The organism is Aquimarina celericrescens, from assembly GCF_042682765.1.
GTDB classification, from domain to species: domain Bacteria; phylum Bacteroidota; class Bacteroidia; order Flavobacteriales; family Flavobacteriaceae; genus Aquimarina; species Aquimarina celericrescens.
In genome coordinates this window covers 1-18494 of sequence record NZ_JBHUHY010000034.1, presented here as the reverse complement: position 1 = coordinate 18494, position 18494 = coordinate 1, and the positions used below count along the sequence as shown (strand labels likewise).

13 protein-coding genes are annotated in these 18494 nt (G+C 36.4%); 2 read left to right on the top strand and 11 right to left on the bottom strand.

Annotated elements, in window-relative coordinates; translation table 11 throughout:
• Positions 1-81: 81 nt before the first annotated feature.
• The 8 genes from ACFSJT_RS19665 to ACFSJT_RS19630 are packed head-to-tail and all read right to left on the bottom strand — an operon-like array spanning position 82 to position 11939.
• Positions 82-1899, bottom strand: a complete 1818-nt coding sequence (locus ACFSJT_RS19665; protein ID WP_378322060.1) for a cytochrome c oxidase subunit I — start codon at positions 1897-1899, stop codon at positions 82-84.
• A 48-nt stretch (positions 1900-1947) separates the two neighbouring features.
• Complete coding sequence (locus tag ACFSJT_RS19660; protein WP_378322059.1) at positions 1948-3024, bottom strand: cytochrome c oxidase subunit II; 1077 nt, start codon at positions 3022-3024, stop codon at positions 1948-1950.
• 35 nt (positions 3025-3059) lie between these two features.
• Positions 3060-4400: a quinol:cytochrome C oxidoreductase gene (locus ACFSJT_RS19655; protein WP_378322057.1), complete on the bottom strand. Its 1341-nt coding sequence runs from the start codon at positions 4398-4400 to the stop codon at positions 3060-3062.
• 45 nt (positions 4401-4445) lie between these two features.
• Positions 4446-5117 (bottom strand): c-type cytochrome, encoded by a 672-nt coding sequence (locus tag ACFSJT_RS19650; protein ID WP_378322056.1) that lies wholly within the window; start codon positions 5115-5117, stop codon positions 4446-4448.
• A gap of 5 nt (positions 5118-5122) precedes the next feature.
• Positions 5123-5662 carry a DUF3341 domain-containing protein gene (locus ACFSJT_RS19645; RefSeq protein WP_378322055.1) on the bottom strand — a complete coding sequence of 180 codons (540 nt, stop codon included), beginning with the start codon at positions 5660-5662 and terminating at the stop codon, positions 5123-5125.
• 4 nt (positions 5663-5666) lie between these two features.
• On the bottom strand, positions 5667-7406 hold the full coding sequence (nrfD, locus tag ACFSJT_RS19640) for an NrfD/PsrC family molybdoenzyme membrane anchor subunit (RefSeq protein ID WP_378322230.1): 1740 nt from the start codon (positions 7404-7406) through the stop codon (positions 5667-5669).
• 35 nt (positions 7407-7441) lie between these two features.
• Positions 7442-10561, bottom strand: coding sequence for a TAT-variant-translocated molybdopterin oxidoreductase (locus tag ACFSJT_RS19635; protein WP_378322054.1), 3120 nt, complete (start codon positions 10559-10561; stop codon positions 7442-7444).
• A gap of 52 nt (positions 10562-10613) precedes the next feature.
• Positions 10614-11939 carry a c-type cytochrome gene (locus tag ACFSJT_RS19630; protein WP_378322053.1) on the bottom strand — a complete coding sequence of 442 codons (1326 nt, stop codon included), beginning with the start codon at positions 11937-11939 and terminating at the stop codon, positions 10614-10616.
• A 229-nt stretch (positions 11940-12168) separates the two neighbouring features.
• On the opposite strand from ACFSJT_RS19630, the gene ACFSJT_RS19625 reads away from it, so the two are divergent.
• On the top strand, positions 12169-12621 hold the full coding sequence (locus ACFSJT_RS19625; protein WP_378322051.1) for an SPOR domain-containing protein: 453 nt from the start codon (positions 12169-12171) through the stop codon (positions 12619-12621).
• A gap of 86 nt (positions 12622-12707) precedes the next feature.
• Here the strand turns inward: ACFSJT_RS19625 and infB are convergent, their stop codons facing one another.
• From infB to rimP, 3 genes are read right to left on the bottom strand one after another with little or no spacing between them, the layout of a single operon-like run.
• The gene (infB, locus tag ACFSJT_RS19620; protein ID WP_378322050.1) at positions 12708-15494 is read right to left on the bottom strand and encodes a translation initiation factor IF-2; all 2787 of its coding nucleotides are present in this window, start codon (positions 15492-15494) and stop codon (positions 12708-12710) included.
• A gap of 44 nt (positions 15495-15538) precedes the next feature.
• Positions 15539-16771, bottom strand: a complete 1233-nt coding sequence (gene nusA, locus ACFSJT_RS19615; RefSeq protein WP_378322048.1) for a transcription termination factor NusA — start codon at positions 16769-16771, stop codon at positions 15539-15541.
• Between the two features lie 12 nt (positions 16772-16783).
• Complete coding sequence (gene rimP, locus ACFSJT_RS19610; RefSeq protein WP_378322047.1) at positions 16784-17248, bottom strand: ribosome assembly cofactor RimP; 465 nt, start codon at positions 17246-17248, stop codon at positions 16784-16786.
• A 259-nt stretch (positions 17249-17507) separates the two neighbouring features.
• Here rimP and ACFSJT_RS19605 point away from each other — a divergent pair, with 259 nt between their 5' ends.
• On the top strand, positions 17508-18341 hold the full coding sequence (locus ACFSJT_RS19605; protein ID WP_378322046.1) for a universal stress protein: 834 nt from the start codon (positions 17508-17510) through the stop codon (positions 18339-18341).
• The last annotated feature ends 153 nt before the right edge of the window (positions 18342-18494 follow it).

The following is an 18494-nucleotide window of genomic DNA, read 5'->3' as shown; positions in this document are numbered from 1 at the left end:
ACATGTGTAAACAAATATACTAGAAAAAGAAAAAGCCTTTTCATAAAAATGAAAAGGCTTTTCAATATTTTTAAACATCTCTTAATGATGTAATTCTTCTTCTCCTTCTTGCAATGGCGTGATTTGTGAAACAAAATCTTGGCCTTCGATTACATATTCGCCATTTTCTTTAGTTTTACTATAATCGTATGGCCATCTATATACATGAGGTATAGCGCCAGGCCAGTTACCATGTATATGCTCTACCGGAGTAGTCCATTCAAGAGTGTTAGATTTCCATGGATTTTGAACGGCTTTTTTACCATAAAACATAGAAATTATAAAGTTATACAAGAATACCAATTGTGCCGCTGCGGTAATTAATGCAAAGACTGTTATTAGTACATTTGTATCAGATAGGTCATCAAAATAAGGAAATGCCGAGTTGGTGTAATAACGACGGGGCAGTCCTACCATACCGATAAAGTGCATCGGGAAAAATACCCCATAAGCTCCTATAGCAGTCACCCAGAAATGTACGTATCCAAGATTCTTATTCATCATCTTACCAAACATTTTAGGGAACCAGTGATACACTCCTGCAAATAATCCATATAAGGCAGAAATACCCATTACCAAGTGGAAATGTGCTACTACAAAGTATGTATCATGAACATTAATGTCTAATGTACTATCCCCAAGAATAATTCCGGTAAGTCCACCTGTAATAAAAGTTGATACTAATCCTATTGAAAACAACATGGCAGGATTCAGCTGTAAATTACCTTTCCACAATGTAGTAATATAATTAAATGCTTTTACTGCTGAAGGAATTGCAATTAATAAAGTAGTAAATGTAAATACAGATCCTAAAAACGGATTCATCCCAGAAACGAACATGTGATGACCCCAAACAATAGTAGAAAGAAATGCAATTGCTAAAATTGAAGCGACCATCGCTCGATATCCAAATATAGGTTTACGAGCATTGGTAGCAATAATTTCTGATGTTATCCCTAATGCCGGTAGTAGTACGATATATACCTCTGGATGTCCCAAAAACCAAAATAGATGTTCAAAAAGAACTGGTGAACCACCCTGATTATGTAAGACTTCACCTTGAATATAGATATCACTTAGATAAAATGAAGTACCAAAACTTCTATCCATGATCAACAATAACGCTGCAGATAGCAGTACAGGGAAAGATACAATACCAATTATCGCAGTTACAAAGAATGCCCAAATGGTTAATGGCATTCTTGTCATAGACATTCCTTTAGTACGCAGGTTAATTACTGTAACGACATAGTTTAATGAACCTAAAAGTGATGAAGCAATGAATATTGCCATAGACACTAACCATAAGGTCATACCCGTTCCAGAACCACCTATTGCCTGTGGTAAGGCACTTAAAGGAGGATATATTGTCCATCCCGCAGACGCTGGACCTGCTTCTGCAAATAAAGACAATACCATGATTACACTACTTATAAAAAACAACCAGTATGATATCATATTTAAAAATCCAGATGCCATGTCGCGTGCACCTATCTGCAATGGAATAAGAAGGTTACTAAATGTACCACTCAAACCAGCAGTAAGTACAAAAAAGACCATAATGGTACCATGAATGGTTACTAGAGCCAGATAAATACTAGGATCCATTACACCATCGGTGCCAAATTTTCCTAAGAATATTTCATAAATAGTAAACTTATGGTCTGGCCATGCTAATTGCATTCTAAAAAGTAATGACATGGCGATACCAATTATACCCATAATCAAACCAGTAATCAAATACTGTTTAGAGATCATTTTATGATCCTGACTAAAGATATATTTGGTAATAAATGTCTCCTTATGATGATGTCCATGGTCATCATGCGCATGATCATCTACGTGTGCTATTGCTGACATATCGCTATTTTTTTAATAAAATATTAATCTTTCTTTTTCTTTTTCTTCTTAATTGCTTGCTTGAGCTGATAATTGCTCTCCAAAAGTCTGTTGTGTTTTTAACCATTCCTGATAATCCTCTTCGGACTCTACAACAATCTTCATCTGCATATTATAATGGGAAGCTCCACAAATCTTGTTACATAGTAAATAATAATCAAACTCATAGGTTTCTAAAGCCTCATCTCCTGCTGCCACCAGTTTCTTGCTTTTTTCTCTTCTAATCTTATTAATTGTAGCTACCTTTTCTACCATAAATTCGCTATTTCTCATTTCTTCAGTAGTTTTGGTAGGAGTATACGAAAATTCTGTAATCATCCCAGGAACCACATTCATTTGAGCTCTAAAAAATGGCATATACGCAGAGTGTAATACATCCTGTGATCTCATTTTGAAAATTACTTTTCTATTCACCGGTAAATGTAACTCATTAGTAACTTTATCATCTTTTCCATAGTTATCCGAAGCATCTATACCCAATGTATTGATACCTTCTATAAAACGAACGTTTGCTTTTCCTAAAACATTATCCTCTCCTGAATATCTTGCTCTCCAATCAAATTGGTACGCATATAATTCTACAATTAGAGGGTCTCCTTCCTCTTCATCTATATTCATGATATCTGTCCAGGTGAACAATCCGTATATAATTAATCCGGCTAATACAATAACTGGAATAATTGTCCAGATAAACTCTAATTTATCATTATCTGCAAAGAACAATGCTTTATTTTCCTTTTTCCCTCTGTACTTATATGCAAAGTAGTGTAAAAGTCCTTGCGTAATTATTTGTACGAACATAATAAGCACCATAGAGATTAACATCAATTGGTCATAATCTACACCGTGCTCTGAAGCCGATTCTGGAAGGAAAAAACTACGATATTGAACAAAACAAAATATAGTTAATAAGTAAATAAATATTACAAAGCCAAGCATGAGCTTACCTTGCATATTATTATCCTTATCGTTTGCTACTTGAGAATCATCTGCATTTTTCAACTGTGACAGTTTCAAAATCTTTGACATTTGCCACAAGGTGATTCCAAAGAGTGCTATAATTACTATGGTTAAGAATACAGTCATTTTTATCTATCTTCTTTTTTTACAATTCAAACTTTTTAATAATGGAAGTGTTTACTTTCCTCTAAATACGGATTTCCTTTTGCCAATAACGGAGCTTTGGTAAGTGCTCTAAACACTACAAACAAGAACAATCCTAAAAACAATAACACAGCACTTATTTCACTGATACCGATAAACCAGGATTCACCAACAGTAGCAGGCATTACCATGTTAAAAACATCTATATAGTGACCGCAAAGAATAACTATACCAGCCATAACTACAAACCAATTTACCCGTTTAAAATCACTGTTCATTAATACTAATAATGGGAATATAAAATTCATAACCAACATTCCAAAAAATGGCAACTTATAATCTTCTATACGAGTAATAAAATAGGTTACCTCTTCAGGGATATTAGAATACCATATTAGCATAAACTGCGAAAACCAAAGGTATGTCCAGAAAATACTAATACCAAACATAAACTTTGCTAAATCATGTATATGACTGTCATTTACAAATTCTAAATATCCTTTTGATTTAAGGTAGATTGTTATTAATGCAATTGTAGTTATACCAGAAACGAACAAGCTTGCAAACACATACCATCCAAATAATGTACTAAACCAGTGAGGATCAAAACTCATAATCCAGTCCCATGACATCATAGATTCTGTATAAATAAAGAATACTAAAAATCCGGCTGATATTTTAAAGCTCTTCTTATACCATTTATTCCCTTCTGGTTCTTCATCTTGTTTTCTAGAATATTTTACTGCAAAATGTCGATATAACAACCAACCGCTTAGAAAAATTGCAGCTCTAATAATAAATCCGGTACCATTTAACCAACTCGACTTACCTTGAATTAACTTATCGTGATCTACAATTTCAGGATCTGCCCAGATAAATAGATGATTTACATGAAATCCAGATAATGCTAATATTACAAAAAGGATAATTCCCCCAGGTACTAAATACGCAGTTATGGCTTCCATAACCCTAAATAATACAGGTGACCATCCTGCTTGTGCTGCAAACTGTATAGCATAAAACGCTAACACCCCTAATGCAATCATAAAAAAGAAAAATGCTGCCACATACAAGGAAGCCCAAGGTTTATTTTGCAATTGATGTAAAATATGTTCGTAGTGTGCATCTCCAGTGTGTAAGTCTTTATCCAAATCATGCTCTGCATGCACGGTATTACCGCTATAAGTTTCGGTTTCGGACTCACCATGGCCTCCTCCATGAGCATCGTGCGCTGCCATCATTTCTTTTACTTCTTCTATAGACCCAGGTCTACCTGCAAATCCTATGATAAGACCTACAAGACCTACAACCATAAGAATGATAGAAAATAATCTTAATCTGTTTGATAGCGTATACATATCTTTATAATATCGTTATTCTTAACTTTTTAAACTATGCACTTCTTATTGTGCGTTATTCTGAGCTTCTGTTTCTTGGTATTCTTCTTCCTCTGGTCTTTTATTAACGGCAGGAATCAAATTAGATGGTGCATCACTTTCTGAATCAATTCTTGGAGTTGTTCCTTCAAGATCTGCCTTCAATTTTTGAACATACTGAACAATTTGCCAACGTTCATGTTCGCTGGTTTGAGAAGCATAAGATCCCATTGAGTTTATCCCGTAATACATTACATGGTATATACTACCTTCGGTAATTGCCCTACCGGCATCATCATAGCTTGGTACACCAAGAATTTTTTCTCTTTCTACCAAATATCCTTTTCCTTTACCTTTTGAACCATGACAAATTGCACAGTATATATCATACAAGGCCTTACCTGCTTCTTCATTTTCTTTGGTATATTTGATAGGATTTTTCAACGAATCCTTGGCAAGTTTATACCCTTCATTAGAATTCTCATAATCGTATGGCATCCATCCTCTAGGGATTGACCCTTCTACAGGTAATTTAGCTTCCTGTTCATTTTCAAACACTTGGTACTCCCCATAAGTTTCATAACCAACTGATTCATACATATTAGGCATATACTGATAATTTGGCTTTCTTTCTTCTTTACAAGAAAAAGCTGTCAACATCAAAACTGCCACTGTTACTATATTTATAGTTTTTTTCATTATTACTAATGGTTATCTTCTTGCTTATCTATTACTTTAATCTCTACCGCTCCTGTATTACCTAAGAAACTTGTAAGCTTCTCTACATCATGATTACCCGCATCAACTTCCATCAAAAAATGATCATCTGTAGTTCTAACATCTGGATTTTCAGCTTTTTTAAATGGCCATAATCTACTTCTCATATAAAAAGTAATTACCATTAAATGTGCCGCAAAAAATACCGTCAGCTCAAACATAATCGGAACGAAAGCTGGCATATTTTCTATGTAGCTAAAACTCGGCTTTCCTCCTATATCCTGCGGCCAATCTTCGATCATGATATAATTCATCATCAAAATTGCAACAGTTAATCCTACACATCCATACAAAAAAGATGTAATCGCTAAACGAGTATGAGGAATCCCCATAGCTTTATCCAAACCATGGACAGGAAAAGGACAAAACACCTCTTCGATATGATAATGCTCTGAACGAACTTTTTTTACTGCGTCCATCAGGACATCATCATCTGTATATAATGCATGTATAACTTTTGATGCCATACTTCTAGTTATTTTTAAGTTTTTCGGCCTGACCAGCCCAGTCATCACGTTGCGCTCTTCCTGGGAAAGACCCTGTTATATTATCTAACAAATCATATTCTTTTTCGGTCATTTTACTAACCTGATCAAAAGTGAATATCCCAATCTCGTTTAGTTTCTTCTCCATTACCGGCCCTATGCCGTTCACTTTCTTAAGATCATCTGCAGTTTGAGTAGCAGGATCAAAGGTTCCAAGATTACCTAACAAATCATCAAGTTGCTCTTTGGTCGCTGTAATAACATCCTTGGTTTTAACTTCTTTCTCTATTGTATCTGAAGAAACTTTAACTCCAACCTTAGGAAGTTCATCCCTATGATCTATGCCTGCTTCTCTTAATTTCTTATATTTTTCTCCTGAAGATTTCAAAATTGTCTTAACCTCTGCTTGCGCAATCACGGGGAATGTACGAGCATACAACAAGAACAACACAAAGAAGAAACCTATAGTTCCTATAAATATTCCAATATCTACAAAAGTTGGCGAAAACATGGTCCATGAAGATGGTAAATAATCTCTATGCAAAGAGGTCACAATGATTACAAAACGCTCAAACCACATCCCTATATTTACAACAATCGAGATAATGAAAGAGAACATAATACTTCTCCTTAATTTTGGAAACCACATAAATTGAGGTGAGAACACGTTACAAGACATCATTGCCCAGTATGCCCACCAATAAGGCCCTGTGGCTCTGTTTAAGAACGCATACTGCTCGTATTCTACTCCAGAGTACCAAGCTATAAAAAGCTCAGTAATGTAGGCGACTCCAACAATAGAACCTGTAATCATGATTACTATGTTCATTAATTCTATGTGTTGAATAGTAATATAATTCTCAAGATTAGAGACCTTTCTCATAATAATAAGAAGGGTGTTTACCATCGCAAATCCAGAAAAAATTGCCCCTGCAACAAAATACGGAGGAAAGATCGTGGTATGCCACCCAGGAATTACTGACGTAGCAAAGTCAAACGATACAATGGTGTGTACAGAAAGTACAAGTGGTGTGGCCAGACCTGCCAATACCAAAGAAACTTCTTCAAAACGCTGCCAGTCTTTTGCTCTACCACTCCAACCGAAAGATAGAATACTATAAATTTTCTTATTAAAGGGTGTAATTGCACGATCCCTGATCATTGCAAAATCTGGCAACAAACCTGTCCACCAAAATACCAATGATACAGAAAGATATGTAGAGATCGCAAATACGTCCCAAAGTAATGGAGAGTTAAAGTTAACCCATAAAGATCCAAACTGGTTAGGTATAGGAAGTACCCAATAAGCTAACCATGGTCGTCCCATATGAATGATCGGGAATAATCCCGCCTGAATAACTGAAAAGATAGTCATTGCCTCAGCAGAACGGTTAATTGCCATTCTCCATTTTTGACGGAATAATAATAACACGGCCGAAATAAGAGTTCCAGCGTGACCAATACCCACCCACCATACAAAGTTGGTGATATCCCAGGCCCATCCTACTGTTTTGTTTAATCCCCAGGTTCCTATACCTGTAGAAACTGTATATATAATACAACCTATCCCCCAGAGGAAAGCAATAAGTGCGATAGAAAATACAATCCACCAAGATTTATTTGCTTTACCTTCAACCGGTGCTGCAACATCGATTGTTACATCGTGATATGTTTTATCGCCGGTTACTAAAGGCTTTCTTATAGGTGCTTCGTAATGAGACATAATCCTTTATATATTGAATTGATTCTTTATTTAGTTAATTAGGCTTCTGTAGTATTTCTTACTTTCGTTTGATACATCACATTTGGTTTAGTTCCCACATGCTCTAGTAAGTGATACATACGATTATCTTCCTTGAGTTTAGCTACTTCGCTGTCTTCATCATTGATATCACCAAATACAATTGCACCAGATGAACAAGCAGAAGAACAAGCCGTCTGGAATTCACCATCTTTAATTGCTCTCCCTTCTCTTTTTGCATCCAAAATAGTCTTTTGGGTCATTTGGATACACATAGAACACTTTTCCATTACCCCTCTAGAACGTACGGTAACATCAGGGTTAATAACCATTCTACCTAAATCATTATTCATATGATAATCAAACTCGTCATTGTTGTTATACAAGAACCAGTTAAATCTACGCACTTTATAAGGACAGTTGTTCGCACAATACCTTGTACCCACACAACGATTATACGCCATATGATTTTGTCCTTGTCTACTATGCGATGTAGCAGCCACAGGACATACCGTTTCGCAAGGAGCATGATTACAATGCTGACACATTACCGGTTGGAATACAACCTGTGGATTGTCTGCTGGAGTTTCCATTTCACCAAATTCTGATAAAGAGCTCCCTAAACCAGCAATGTTATCTTTCTTTTCATTATCTGTTTCAAAGCTATCCTGAGAAGAGTAATAACGGTCAATACGCAACCAGTGCATATCACGAGATCTACGCACTTCGGTCTTACCAACCACTGGAACGTTATTCTCTGCATGACAAGCAATCACACAAGCTCCACAACCTGTACAAGCATTTAGATCTATAGACAGATTAAAGTGATGTCCTATAGAACGATCGAACTCATCCCAAAGATCAACTTCAGGAGAAGTAACTTCATACTCTATATGATTTTTACTTACCTCTGGAATCGCATTCCATTCGTGTTTATCTTTTGTATTAAATATTTCAAGTGTCGTCTCCTTTACGATATCACCACGACCCATTAGTGTATTATGTAACTGCACACAAGCAAACTCATGTACCCCCTCAACAGCAGTGACAGAAACATTTTGCACCGCGTTAAAATCCTGATATAAAGGGTAAGCATTTACACCCACTACCATTTCCTCCTTAAGTCCTTTTGATTTACCATATCCTAATGCTAAACCTACAGCACCCTTTGCTTGACCTGGCTGTATAATAACTGGAACTATAACTTCCTTGCCAGCAACAGTTACTTTTGCATAACTACCGTTTAGGGCACCGTTAGCTACATTTTCATTAATCAAACCTAGATCTGAAGCATCAGATGCAGAAACCGTCAAATAGTTATCCCAAGATGTTCTTGTAATAGGGTCTGGCATTTCTTGTAGCCAAGGATTATTGGCCTGTTGCCCATCACCAAGAGATATTTTCGTATACAAAGTAAGCTCTAATCCGCTCGCTTTTGCTATTGAAAGTCTTCTTGCAGCTGCAGCAACATTTGGACCGGAAGAAATTGGAGCAGCCTCGGCATCTCCTTCAGGGGTTTCGAGAGCTTCTTCTAATGCTTGTTTCGGAAATACCGGTTTTACCAGTATCCCGTCATGCAAAGCCTGATTCCAGGATGTTCCTCCTAAAACGCCTGTCCATGTGTTTTTTATATAGTCGTGGTATGTTGACGAATTTCCTATCCACATTAATAAGGTTTCCTGAAACTGACGTGTATCAAACAAAGGTCGAATCGTGGGCTGCATTAAGCTGTAGCTACCTTTCTTTAACTCTACATCACCCCAAGATTCAAGATAATGAGGCGTAGTCGCTGTATACTGGCATAATGTTGCAGTCTCATCATCGTGCATACTAAATGCAACTGAAACTCCCGAAGCATTTACTTTTTCAAGGCCAGTCTTAAATTCATCAGCATTAGGCAGTGAATACATCGGGTTTACTCCTGCGACTAACAATCCACCTACACGACCCGCATTCATATCTTTGACAAGCTGAGCTACCGCTTTTGCATCCCCTTGTCGTATCATGCGTGGAGTACTTTCGTTAAAAGCCTTACTTTTGATAGCTTTATTAATTGCAAGTACGACCAATTGTGCATCAACATCTTGAACACCAGAAACCACAACTGCGTTACTTCCTGCTTTTCTAATATGCTCAGAGGCTTTAATAACCTTTGCATCTAAATCAGCTCCTAATGAACTTTTGGAACCAGAACCTGTAACATACGCATATAATGCAGAAAGCACTTGCTTTTGTTCTGAAGGAGTTATTGCAATTCTAGTATCTGCATTAGCACCAGTAAGCGACATATTGGACTCAAACTGGATATGCTTAGACATTTTTCCATTTTTTGGGATACGACCTTTTGCATAACCACTATCGTATCCTCCACCTTGCCAATCTCCTAAAAAGTCTGCTCCAACGCTTACGATAGTATCTACTTTAGAAAAATCATAATCAGCCAATGCTCTATTACCGTACATCATTTGATACGCATCCAAAGCTTCGCTTTGCGAGACTGTATCATAAACAACATGAGCAACATTTTGATACTTCGCTTTAAACTCTCCTATTAATTTAGATGTTGAAGGACTTGCAAAAGTTTGCGTAAGCAAAACGATCTTTTTTCCTCCCAGAGCTTTGAGCTTAGCCCCAACCTCTTTATCTAGATCTTGCCAGCTTATATCTTCACCAGCCTTTTTTGGCCCCTGAAGACGAGAGCTATCATACAATGATAATACAGAAGCATGAACTCTTGCATTAGCATCGCCGTTAGACTTCGCAAGATTATTACTCTCTACTTTTATAGGTCTTCCTTCTCTGGTTTTGATTAAAACACTAGCAAAATCAAACCCGTCTGCAATAGTTGTTGCATAATAATTCGCAACCCCAGGAACTATTCTCTCTGGCTGAACTACGTAAGGTATTGATTTTTTAACCGGACCTTCACATGCTGCTAATGAAGCAGCTGCAGTACTAAAACCTACATATTTAAGAAAATCACGTCGAGAAGTTGAAGAATTCTCTAAAGATGATTTATCTCCCAAAAACTCATCCGTTGGGATTTCCTGAACGAATTCGTTTTGTTGTAGCGTCTCAACAATAGAGCTATTTTCGTTTAGCTCTTCAACACTTTTCCAGTATTTCTTGTTTGATGACATATATAATTGATATTAGCTTCTTACTATTTTCCGAAATTTCGGATATTTTTAATTAATAATGACATTTACCACATTCCAGACCACCCATTTGAGCAGCCGTCAATTGATCAACACCATATTTCTTTGAGAGTTCTTTATGAATCTTCTCATAGTATTTGTTATCTGCAACTTTCACATTTGTTTCTCTGTGACAGTTTATACACCATCCCATAGTTAATGGAGCGTGCTGATACATGATTTCCATCTCCTCAACAGGACCATGACACGTTTGACACTCTATACCTGCAACACTAACGTGCTGAGAATGATTGAAATATGCAAAATCAGGTAAATTATGAATACGAACCCATTTTACTGGTTCTGTTTCTCCTGTATAAGATTGAGTATTTTGATCCCAACCAACAGCTTTGTACAGCTTTTGGATTTCACCATCATAAAATTCTTTAGAATACTCTTCAGTAGCCGTGGTTTCGGCTACTTCAGCAATAGACTTATGACAATTCATACATACATTGAGAGAGGGAATCCCCGAATGTTTAGAAACTCTTGCAGAAGAATGACAATATTTACACTCTATTTGATTAGCTCCAGCGTGAATTTTATGCGAATAATGAATCGGCTGAATAGGAGCATAACCTTGATCAACACCTACCTGCATAAAATACCCATACACAAAATATCCACTAGCCAACAATAAAAATATTGCCGTAACCAATACTAAGAATTGATTTTGAACAAACGCTTTCCAGATGGGTGTTCTAACTTCTGGCTCTGGTAATTCCACATTATTTGCTTCGGCAAAACTTCGAAGGGTTTTATTCACCAAAAACAGTACCACCATGAGCATTAGAAAAACAAGAGCAAGTATTGCCAAAATAACATCGATAGAAACTCCGGTACCCGTCGCGCCCGCTCCGGCATCAGCTGTTGCTCCAGCTGCTGCTGGTGCAGGTTCGGCTTTTGGCACCATTACATACGCCAAAATATTATCGATATCAGTATTAGACAATTGCGGAAATGCATTCATAGCAGTCCTATTGTATTCTTCATAAATAGCAATTGCCTGAGGATCACCAGAAGCAATCATAGCAGCACTATTTTTAATCCAAGAATACAACCATTCTCTCTCATACTTATCTGCCACCCCATAAAGCGCAGGACCTACTGCCCTTTTATAACGTTTATGACAAGCCGCACAAAGAGATTTGAACAATTCCTCCCCTTTAGCTACATCCCCTCCAGATGAAGCTTCTTCTGTAACAGCAACATCGGTAGTCGCTTCCTCCTGTCCAAAAACAGGATTAAATAGAGTAAATAAAAAAACAGTTCCTAGGATTAGGATTTTGGAGGCTGAATTTCGGTATTTCACCTGTTTCATATTATTAAGTAGAATTATCGTCTTAATTTTGGTATGGTTTTTTCTATCATAATCTAAAAAAGATCAAAAAACCGGCACTTTTAATTCGACAGCAAAAGTACTATAATAAGTCGATTTTGGAAATGCTATAGAAGCGTTAACTACTAATTTATAATAATTCTAAATAATATTTTTTAATAATTTTGAGTTATTAAACTTTACCTTTGTATCAAATTAATTTGTAATGAGAATGTTAAACATAAAACCTCTTATTTTTTCACTAAGTTTCTATCTTATTGGTATAGCATCATTAGTTGCTCAAAACAGCTCAAATTCTTCTACCAGCGACCTTGATGGAAATAATTTTATACCCATAACTTTTACAGAACAGCCGGAAGCTGCTGTTACAATAAATCAAGACCCAAGAATTAAAATACTTCTTAATTTAAAATCCAAAATGGATAAAGAGGGGGAGTTTAGTGATCGCTACAAAATCCAATTGTATTATGGGAATTTGAACCAGGCAAACGAGATTATGAAATCTTCAAAAGAAACATTTCCGCAGTGGGATTCTACAATTAGATGGGAAACACCGAATTATAAAGTTTGGTTAGGAAATTACCGGACAAGACTCGATGCCGATAGAGCTCTTAAAGAAGTGCATAACAAGTTTCCTAATGCATTTATTTTCAAGCCCGAATGAAAATATTTCTGTTAAGCTCGTAAAAATACATAACACAAAAAAACCTCTGATCAGAGGTTTTTTTGTGTTATAATCTTCAAGCAACATTACAGTTTTTTCTTCACTGCAACTTCTTGATATGCTTCAACGATATCGCCTTCCTTTATATCATTATAATTTTTGATCTGGAGACCACAATCATATCCTTTACTAACTTCTTTAACATCATCTTTAAAGCGTTTTAAAGAAGCCAGTTCTCCAGTATATACGACCACACCTTCTCTGATCAATCGAATTCCTGAATTTCTAAAAATCTTACCACTTTGCACCATACATCCAGCAATGGTACCAACTTTTGAAATCTTAAATGTCTCTCTGATTTCGGCAGTACCGGTAATTTCTTCTTTCATAACAGGAGAAAGCATTCCTTCCATTGCATCTTTAAGATCATTTATAGCGTCATAAATGATAGAATACGTTCTGATGTCTATTTCTTCCTTATCTGCAACCTGTCTGGCATTACCTGCGGGCCTTACGTTAAATCCTATAATAATTGCATCAGAAGCAGATGCCAGTAGCACATCACTTTCTGTAATTGCACCAACAGCTTTATGGATAATATTTACATGAATTTCTTCAGTCGACAGCTTCTGGAACGAATCTGTTAATGCTTCCACAGAACCATCCACATCACCTTTCAGGATAATATTTAACTCTTTGAAATCACCAAGAGCAATTCTTCGTCCGATCTCATCAAGTGTTATATGTCGTTGTGTACGTACAGACTGTTCTCTATGTAGTTGAGCACGTTTTGATGCAATATCCTTTGCCTCACGCTCATCTTCTAATACATTGAACTTGTCACCTGCTTGTGGAGCACCATCCAGCCCTAAAATAGAAACTGGTGTAGAAGGACCCGCCTCTTTCACATCATTACCACGTTCATCCTGCATAGCCTTCACTTTACCACTATTTTTACCTGCTAGAACATAATCTCCTACACGCAATGTTCCTGCTTGTACCAAGATAGTAGATACATATCCCCGTCCTTTATCCAAGAATGCTTCGACCACAGTACCTGTTGCCAGGCGATTAGGATTTGCTTTAAGTTCAAGAATTTCAGCTTCAAGCAATACTTTTTCTAATAGCTCTTTTACTCCGGCACCAGTTTTGGCAGAAATGTCATGCGATTGAATTTTACCTCCCCAGTCTTCTACCAATAGATTCATAGAAGCAAGTTTTTCCTTTATTTTTTCAGGATTTGCTTCTGGCCTATCCACTTTATTAATAGCAAACACGATAGGAACGCCAGCAGCTTGTGCATGACTAATTGCTTCTTTGGTTTGCGGCATTACATCATCATCTGCGGCAATAACAATAATAGCTAAATCTGTAACCTGGGCACCACGTGCACGCATCGCGGTAAATGCTTCGTGACCTGGTGTATCTAAAAATGCAATCTTCTGTCCATTTTCGAGCTGAACCCCATATGCACCAATATGCTGAGTAATACCACCACTTTCACCGGCGATTACATTTTCTTCTCTTATATAGTCAAGTAATGATGTTTTACCATGATCTACATGACCCATTACAGTAACTATTGGCGCTCTTGGAACCATATCTTCTGGTGCATCAACCACTTCTTCTATAGATTCCTCGATATCGGCAGTCACAAAATTAACTTCGTATCCAAACTCATCTGCTACTATAGAAAGTGTCTCTGCATCCAAACGCTGATTCATGGTTACCATAATACCCAAGGACATACACGCTGATATTACCTCGGTTGTAGATACATTCATCATTGTAGCAACTTCAGATACTGTAACAAACTCAGTCACCTGAAGCACTTTACTTTCCTGTTCTTGTTGTGCAACATCATCCTCAGCCTTTTGACGGTGCTGATCTCTTTTATCTCTACGGTATTTTGCAGCTTTTGATTTGCTAGATTTACCCTGTAGTTTTTCTAGGGTTTCTCTAACCTGTTTTTGCACTTCTTCTTCACTCGGTTCTTCTTTAACTATAGGCGGTCTTTTCCCTTTTGCCGGTCCACGACCTCGGCCTCCCTGGCCTCGGTTTCCACCACCTTGGCCTCCACCTGGTCTACCTCCTCCTTGAGAACCACTTTCTTTACTAATTCTTCTGCGACGTTTTTTGGCATCAGTCCCAGCACCACCAGTCTTTTTATCAGATTTGTCGTCTTTCTTTTTGGCTGGCTTTTTAAATTGTGTTAAATCAATTTTTTGACCTGTAAAATTGGGGCCATCCAATTTTTTATATTGGGTTTTCACTGTTCCTGTTTCAGCTGTTCCTTCAGTTTCTGACACTTCAGGAGTATCTTTACTAACAACTGGTTCTACAGGCTCTACAGGCTTTTCTTGTTTTGTTTCTTTAGGAGGTGCCTGTTTTGTAATTTTAATCCCTTTTTTAACAGGTCGATTTGAAACTACTTCAGGTTCTTTTCTTTTTACCTCTTCTTTCTTTGGAGAAACATCGATCTTTTCTTCGGGCTGTGATGCTTCTTCCTTTTCTTTTTTCTTGTCTAATTCAATTTTTCCTACTTGCTTAGGGCCGCTTAATTTAGCCTTGGCTTTAACAACTTCTCGGGCTTCGGCTTGCTTACGTTTTTCTTCTTGCTCATGCTCAATCTGTACACGTAGCGCTTCTTTCTCCTTTCTTTTCTCTTCTCCAACCTCTTTTGAAGCTACTTTTTTACTCTTATCTGTCTGAAATTCATCACACAAGAGCTGATAAATATCTTCAGAAATTTTTGTGGTAGGACGTGCATCAATATCATGACCTTTTGAACTCAAAAAGTCAACAGCCCGATCTAGCGAGATATTGAATTCACGTAATACCTTATTTAATCTCATTGTTTTTGCTTCAGCCATAAACGCCTCTTATTTAATGCTCAAATATAAATTAATTGAGTTTATTAATCCTCAAATTCTGATTTTAATATTTTGATTACTTCACTTACTGTCTCTTCTTCCAAGTCAGTTCTCTTTACCAGATCAGCCAAATCTTGCTCTAAAATACTCTTAGCTGTATCCAATCCTATTTTAGAGAATTCTTCAATAATCCAAGAATCGATTTCATCAGTAAATTCTGTTAACTCTACATCTTCTTCTACACCTTCTCTAAATACATCTATCTCATAACCTGTAAGTTGACCTGCCAATCTTATGTTGTGGCCACCTCTACCAATAGCTTTAGAAACCTCTTCCGGCCTTAACATTACTTCTGCTCGACCGCTTTCTTCATCTATTTTTATAGAAGTTACCTTTGCCGGACTAAGAGCCCTGGTAATATATAACTGTACATTATTAGTATAATTGATAACATCAATATTTTCGTTACCCAATTCTCTTACGATACCGTGTATACGTGAACCTTTCATCCCAACACAAGCCCCTACAGGATCTATCCTATCATCATAAGAATCAACAGCCACTTTTGCTTTTTCACCTGGGATTCTAACCACCTTTTTCACTGTGATTAATCCATCAAAAACTTCAGGTATTTCAGATTCGAACAATTTTTCTAAAAACAGCGGAGAGGTTCTAGACATAATTATTGACGGTTTATTTCCTTTAAGTTCTACAGACTCTATAACCCCTCGTACATTCTCTCCTTTGCGAAAAAAGTCTGAAGGTATTTGTCTATCTTTTGGTAAAATAATCTCATTACCCTCATCATCTAACATAATGATTGCTCTATGACGAATATGATGCACCTCTGCAGTATAGATCTCCCCTTCTAATTCTTTAAATTGTTTGTATATATTGGTATTGTCGTGTTCGTGTATTTTGGATATCAAATTTTGGCGTAGTGCTAAAATTGAACGTCTTCCCAAATCGATAAGCTTCACTTCTTCAGAAACATCTTCACCTACTTCAAAATCAGGCTCAATCTTGCGAGCAGCAGTCAAAGAAATTTCCTGGTTATCATCTTCAACTTCGCCATCTGCTACTACGACACGATTCCTCCAAATTTCTAAATCTCCTTTATCAGGATTTATAATGATATCGAAATTATCATCACTACCAAATTTCTTCTTTAGAGCATTTCTAAATACATCTTCTAAGATAGACATTAATGTCACTCGGTCTATAAACTTATCATCCTTGAATTCTGAAAATGATTCTATTAATGCGATATTTTCCATATCAATTTATAATTAAAATGTTATCATAACTTTTGCTTCTACAATATTTTCATAAGCTACAGTGGCCTCTTTAAGAACTGTAACCTTACCCTTCCCAACGGGTTTTGGCTCTCTTGTTTTCCAGGTTAGTGCAACTGCATCTTCAGTTACTGAAATTAATTCCCCTTCTATTGTCCCTTCGTTGGTTTTTATTTTTAGTTTTCTGCCAAGATTTTTCTTGTACTGCCGAATATGCCTTAACCCTTCTGACACTCCTGCAGACATTACTTGAAGTGAAAAATCCTCTTGGTCGCGATCAAGATTATGTTCGATAGCTCTGCTTATAGCTATACAATCTTCTACCTTAACTCCTTCATCTCCATCTATAACAACTTCAATACTATTATCGGGACTAATTTTGTAATCGATTAGAAATAAAGACGGGTTTTCTAAGAGCGCTTCTTCTAATAATTTTTGAGCCTTATCTTTTAATGACATAAATAGATAAAAAGAGGGGACTTTTTGTCCCCTCCATCTGGTTTTTTAATTTCAACGGTGCAAAGATAGTAATAATATCTTAGATTCAAAACATGATAAAGAATGAATTTATTTTGTAATTTTAATATATTCAATATTGGGTAGTTTTCTTTGGTATAAAGAGTTATCAATATATACTCTTCTCGTAAACTATCTTGATATGACTCTAAAATTTTGAACACATAATGTAATTAACTAACATATTTCAAAAAGCAATATTATGATCAAGAGTATACTTGTGCCTACCGATTTTTCTAAACAAGCAGAAAGTGCATTAAAAGTAGCAGCACAGATTGCAAAAAAAAATGATGCTACGATTTATTTACTTCATATTTTAGAACTTCCGGTACACCTTACAGATCTTATGTCTTCTGGCACACCAGCACCTGCTCCTGAAGCTGTTTTTTTTATGAAACAAACTCATAAAAAATTTGAAGAAGTTCTGGATCAGGATTTCTTGAAAGGTATTGAGGTAGTTGAAACAGTGAGCTTTGAGGACGTAATGCATGGTATTATCGATTCCAGCACAAAAAATGATGTAGACATAATAATAATGGGGTCTCACGGATCTTCAGGTTTTGAAGAATTGTTTATTGGTTCTAACGCAGAAAAAATTGTTCGCACTTCTAAAAAACCCGTATTAGTAATTAAGGAAGATTGTGAAATATTTGAGATTGATGATTTTGTATATGCCACCAATTTTGATGACGAAGACAAGCCATCTTTATTAGCCGCCAACGAATTTGCCAAATCAATTAATGCAAAACTACATTTGGTTTGGGTAAATACGGCCAACGGTTTCAAAACAACCTATGAAACCGAAAACAAAATGAATGATATGATAGCTGATTTAGAAATCGACAACTACACCTTAAATATTTATAACGATATCACAGTAGAAAAAGGAATTTTAAATTTTGCCGAGTCTGTTAAGGCTGGTATGATTGGCATTAGTACCCATGGTCGAAGAGGAATATCTCATTTTATTAATGGCAGTCTGGGTGAAGATGTGGTAAACCATGCGAAAAGACCTGTACTTACCTTTAAAATTTGAAAACGATATATTTTTATTGAATAAAAAGAGGCTGTCTAAAAAGGCAGCTTTTTTTTTTGATAAGATTTGTGTTGTTTGTATTTTTAGATATGAAACGCACACAAGTCTGGAAGACCAACCATCAGGATCAATTAAGTTTACTTCCCCCTAGTT

What these genes read in the sequence shown, in the direction of transcription:
- ACFSJT_RS19665 (WP_378322060.1), bottom strand. Translation starts at nt 1,899, where the DNA reads ATGTCAGCAATAGCACACGTAGATGATCATGCGCATGATGACCATGGA.
- ACFSJT_RS19660 (WP_378322059.1), bottom strand. Translation starts at nt 3,024, where the DNA reads ATGACTGTATTCTTAACCATAGTAATTATAGCACTCTTTGGAATCACC.
- ACFSJT_RS19655 (WP_378322057.1), bottom strand. Translation starts at nt 4,400, where the DNA reads ATGTATACGCTATCAAACAGATTAAGATTATTTTCTATCATTCTTATG.
- ACFSJT_RS19650 (WP_378322056.1), bottom strand. Translation starts at nt 5,117, where the DNA reads ATGAAAAAAACTATAAATATAGTAACAGTGGCAGTTTTGATGTTGACA.
- ACFSJT_RS19645 (WP_378322055.1), bottom strand. Translation starts at nt 5,662, where the DNA reads ATGGCATCAAAAGTTATACATGCATTATATACAGATGATGATGTCCTG.
- ACFSJT_RS19635 (WP_378322054.1), bottom strand. Translation starts at nt 10,561, where the DNA reads ATGTCATCAAACAAGAAATACTGGAAAAGTGTTGAAGAGCTAAACGAA.
- ACFSJT_RS19630 (WP_378322053.1), bottom strand. Translation starts at nt 11,939, where the DNA reads ATGAAACAGGTGAAATACCGAAATTCAGCCTCCAAAATCCTAATCCTA.
- ACFSJT_RS19625 (WP_378322051.1), top strand. Translation starts at nt 12,169, where the DNA reads ATGTTAAACATAAAACCTCTTATTTTTTCACTAAGTTTCTATCTTATT.
- infB (WP_378322050.1), bottom strand. Translation starts at nt 15,494, where the DNA reads ATGGCTGAAGCAAAAACAATGAGATTAAATAAGGTATTACGTGAATTC.
- nusA (WP_378322048.1), bottom strand. Translation starts at nt 16,771, where the DNA reads ATGGAAAATATCGCATTAATAGAATCATTTTCAGAATTCAAGGATGAT.
- rimP (WP_378322047.1), bottom strand. Translation starts at nt 17,248, where the DNA reads ATGTCATTAAAAGATAAGGCTCAAAAATTATTAGAAGAAGCGCTCTTA.
- ACFSJT_RS19605 (WP_378322046.1), top strand. Translation starts at nt 17,508, where the DNA reads ATGATCAAGAGTATACTTGTGCCTACCGATTTTTCTAAACAAGCAGAA.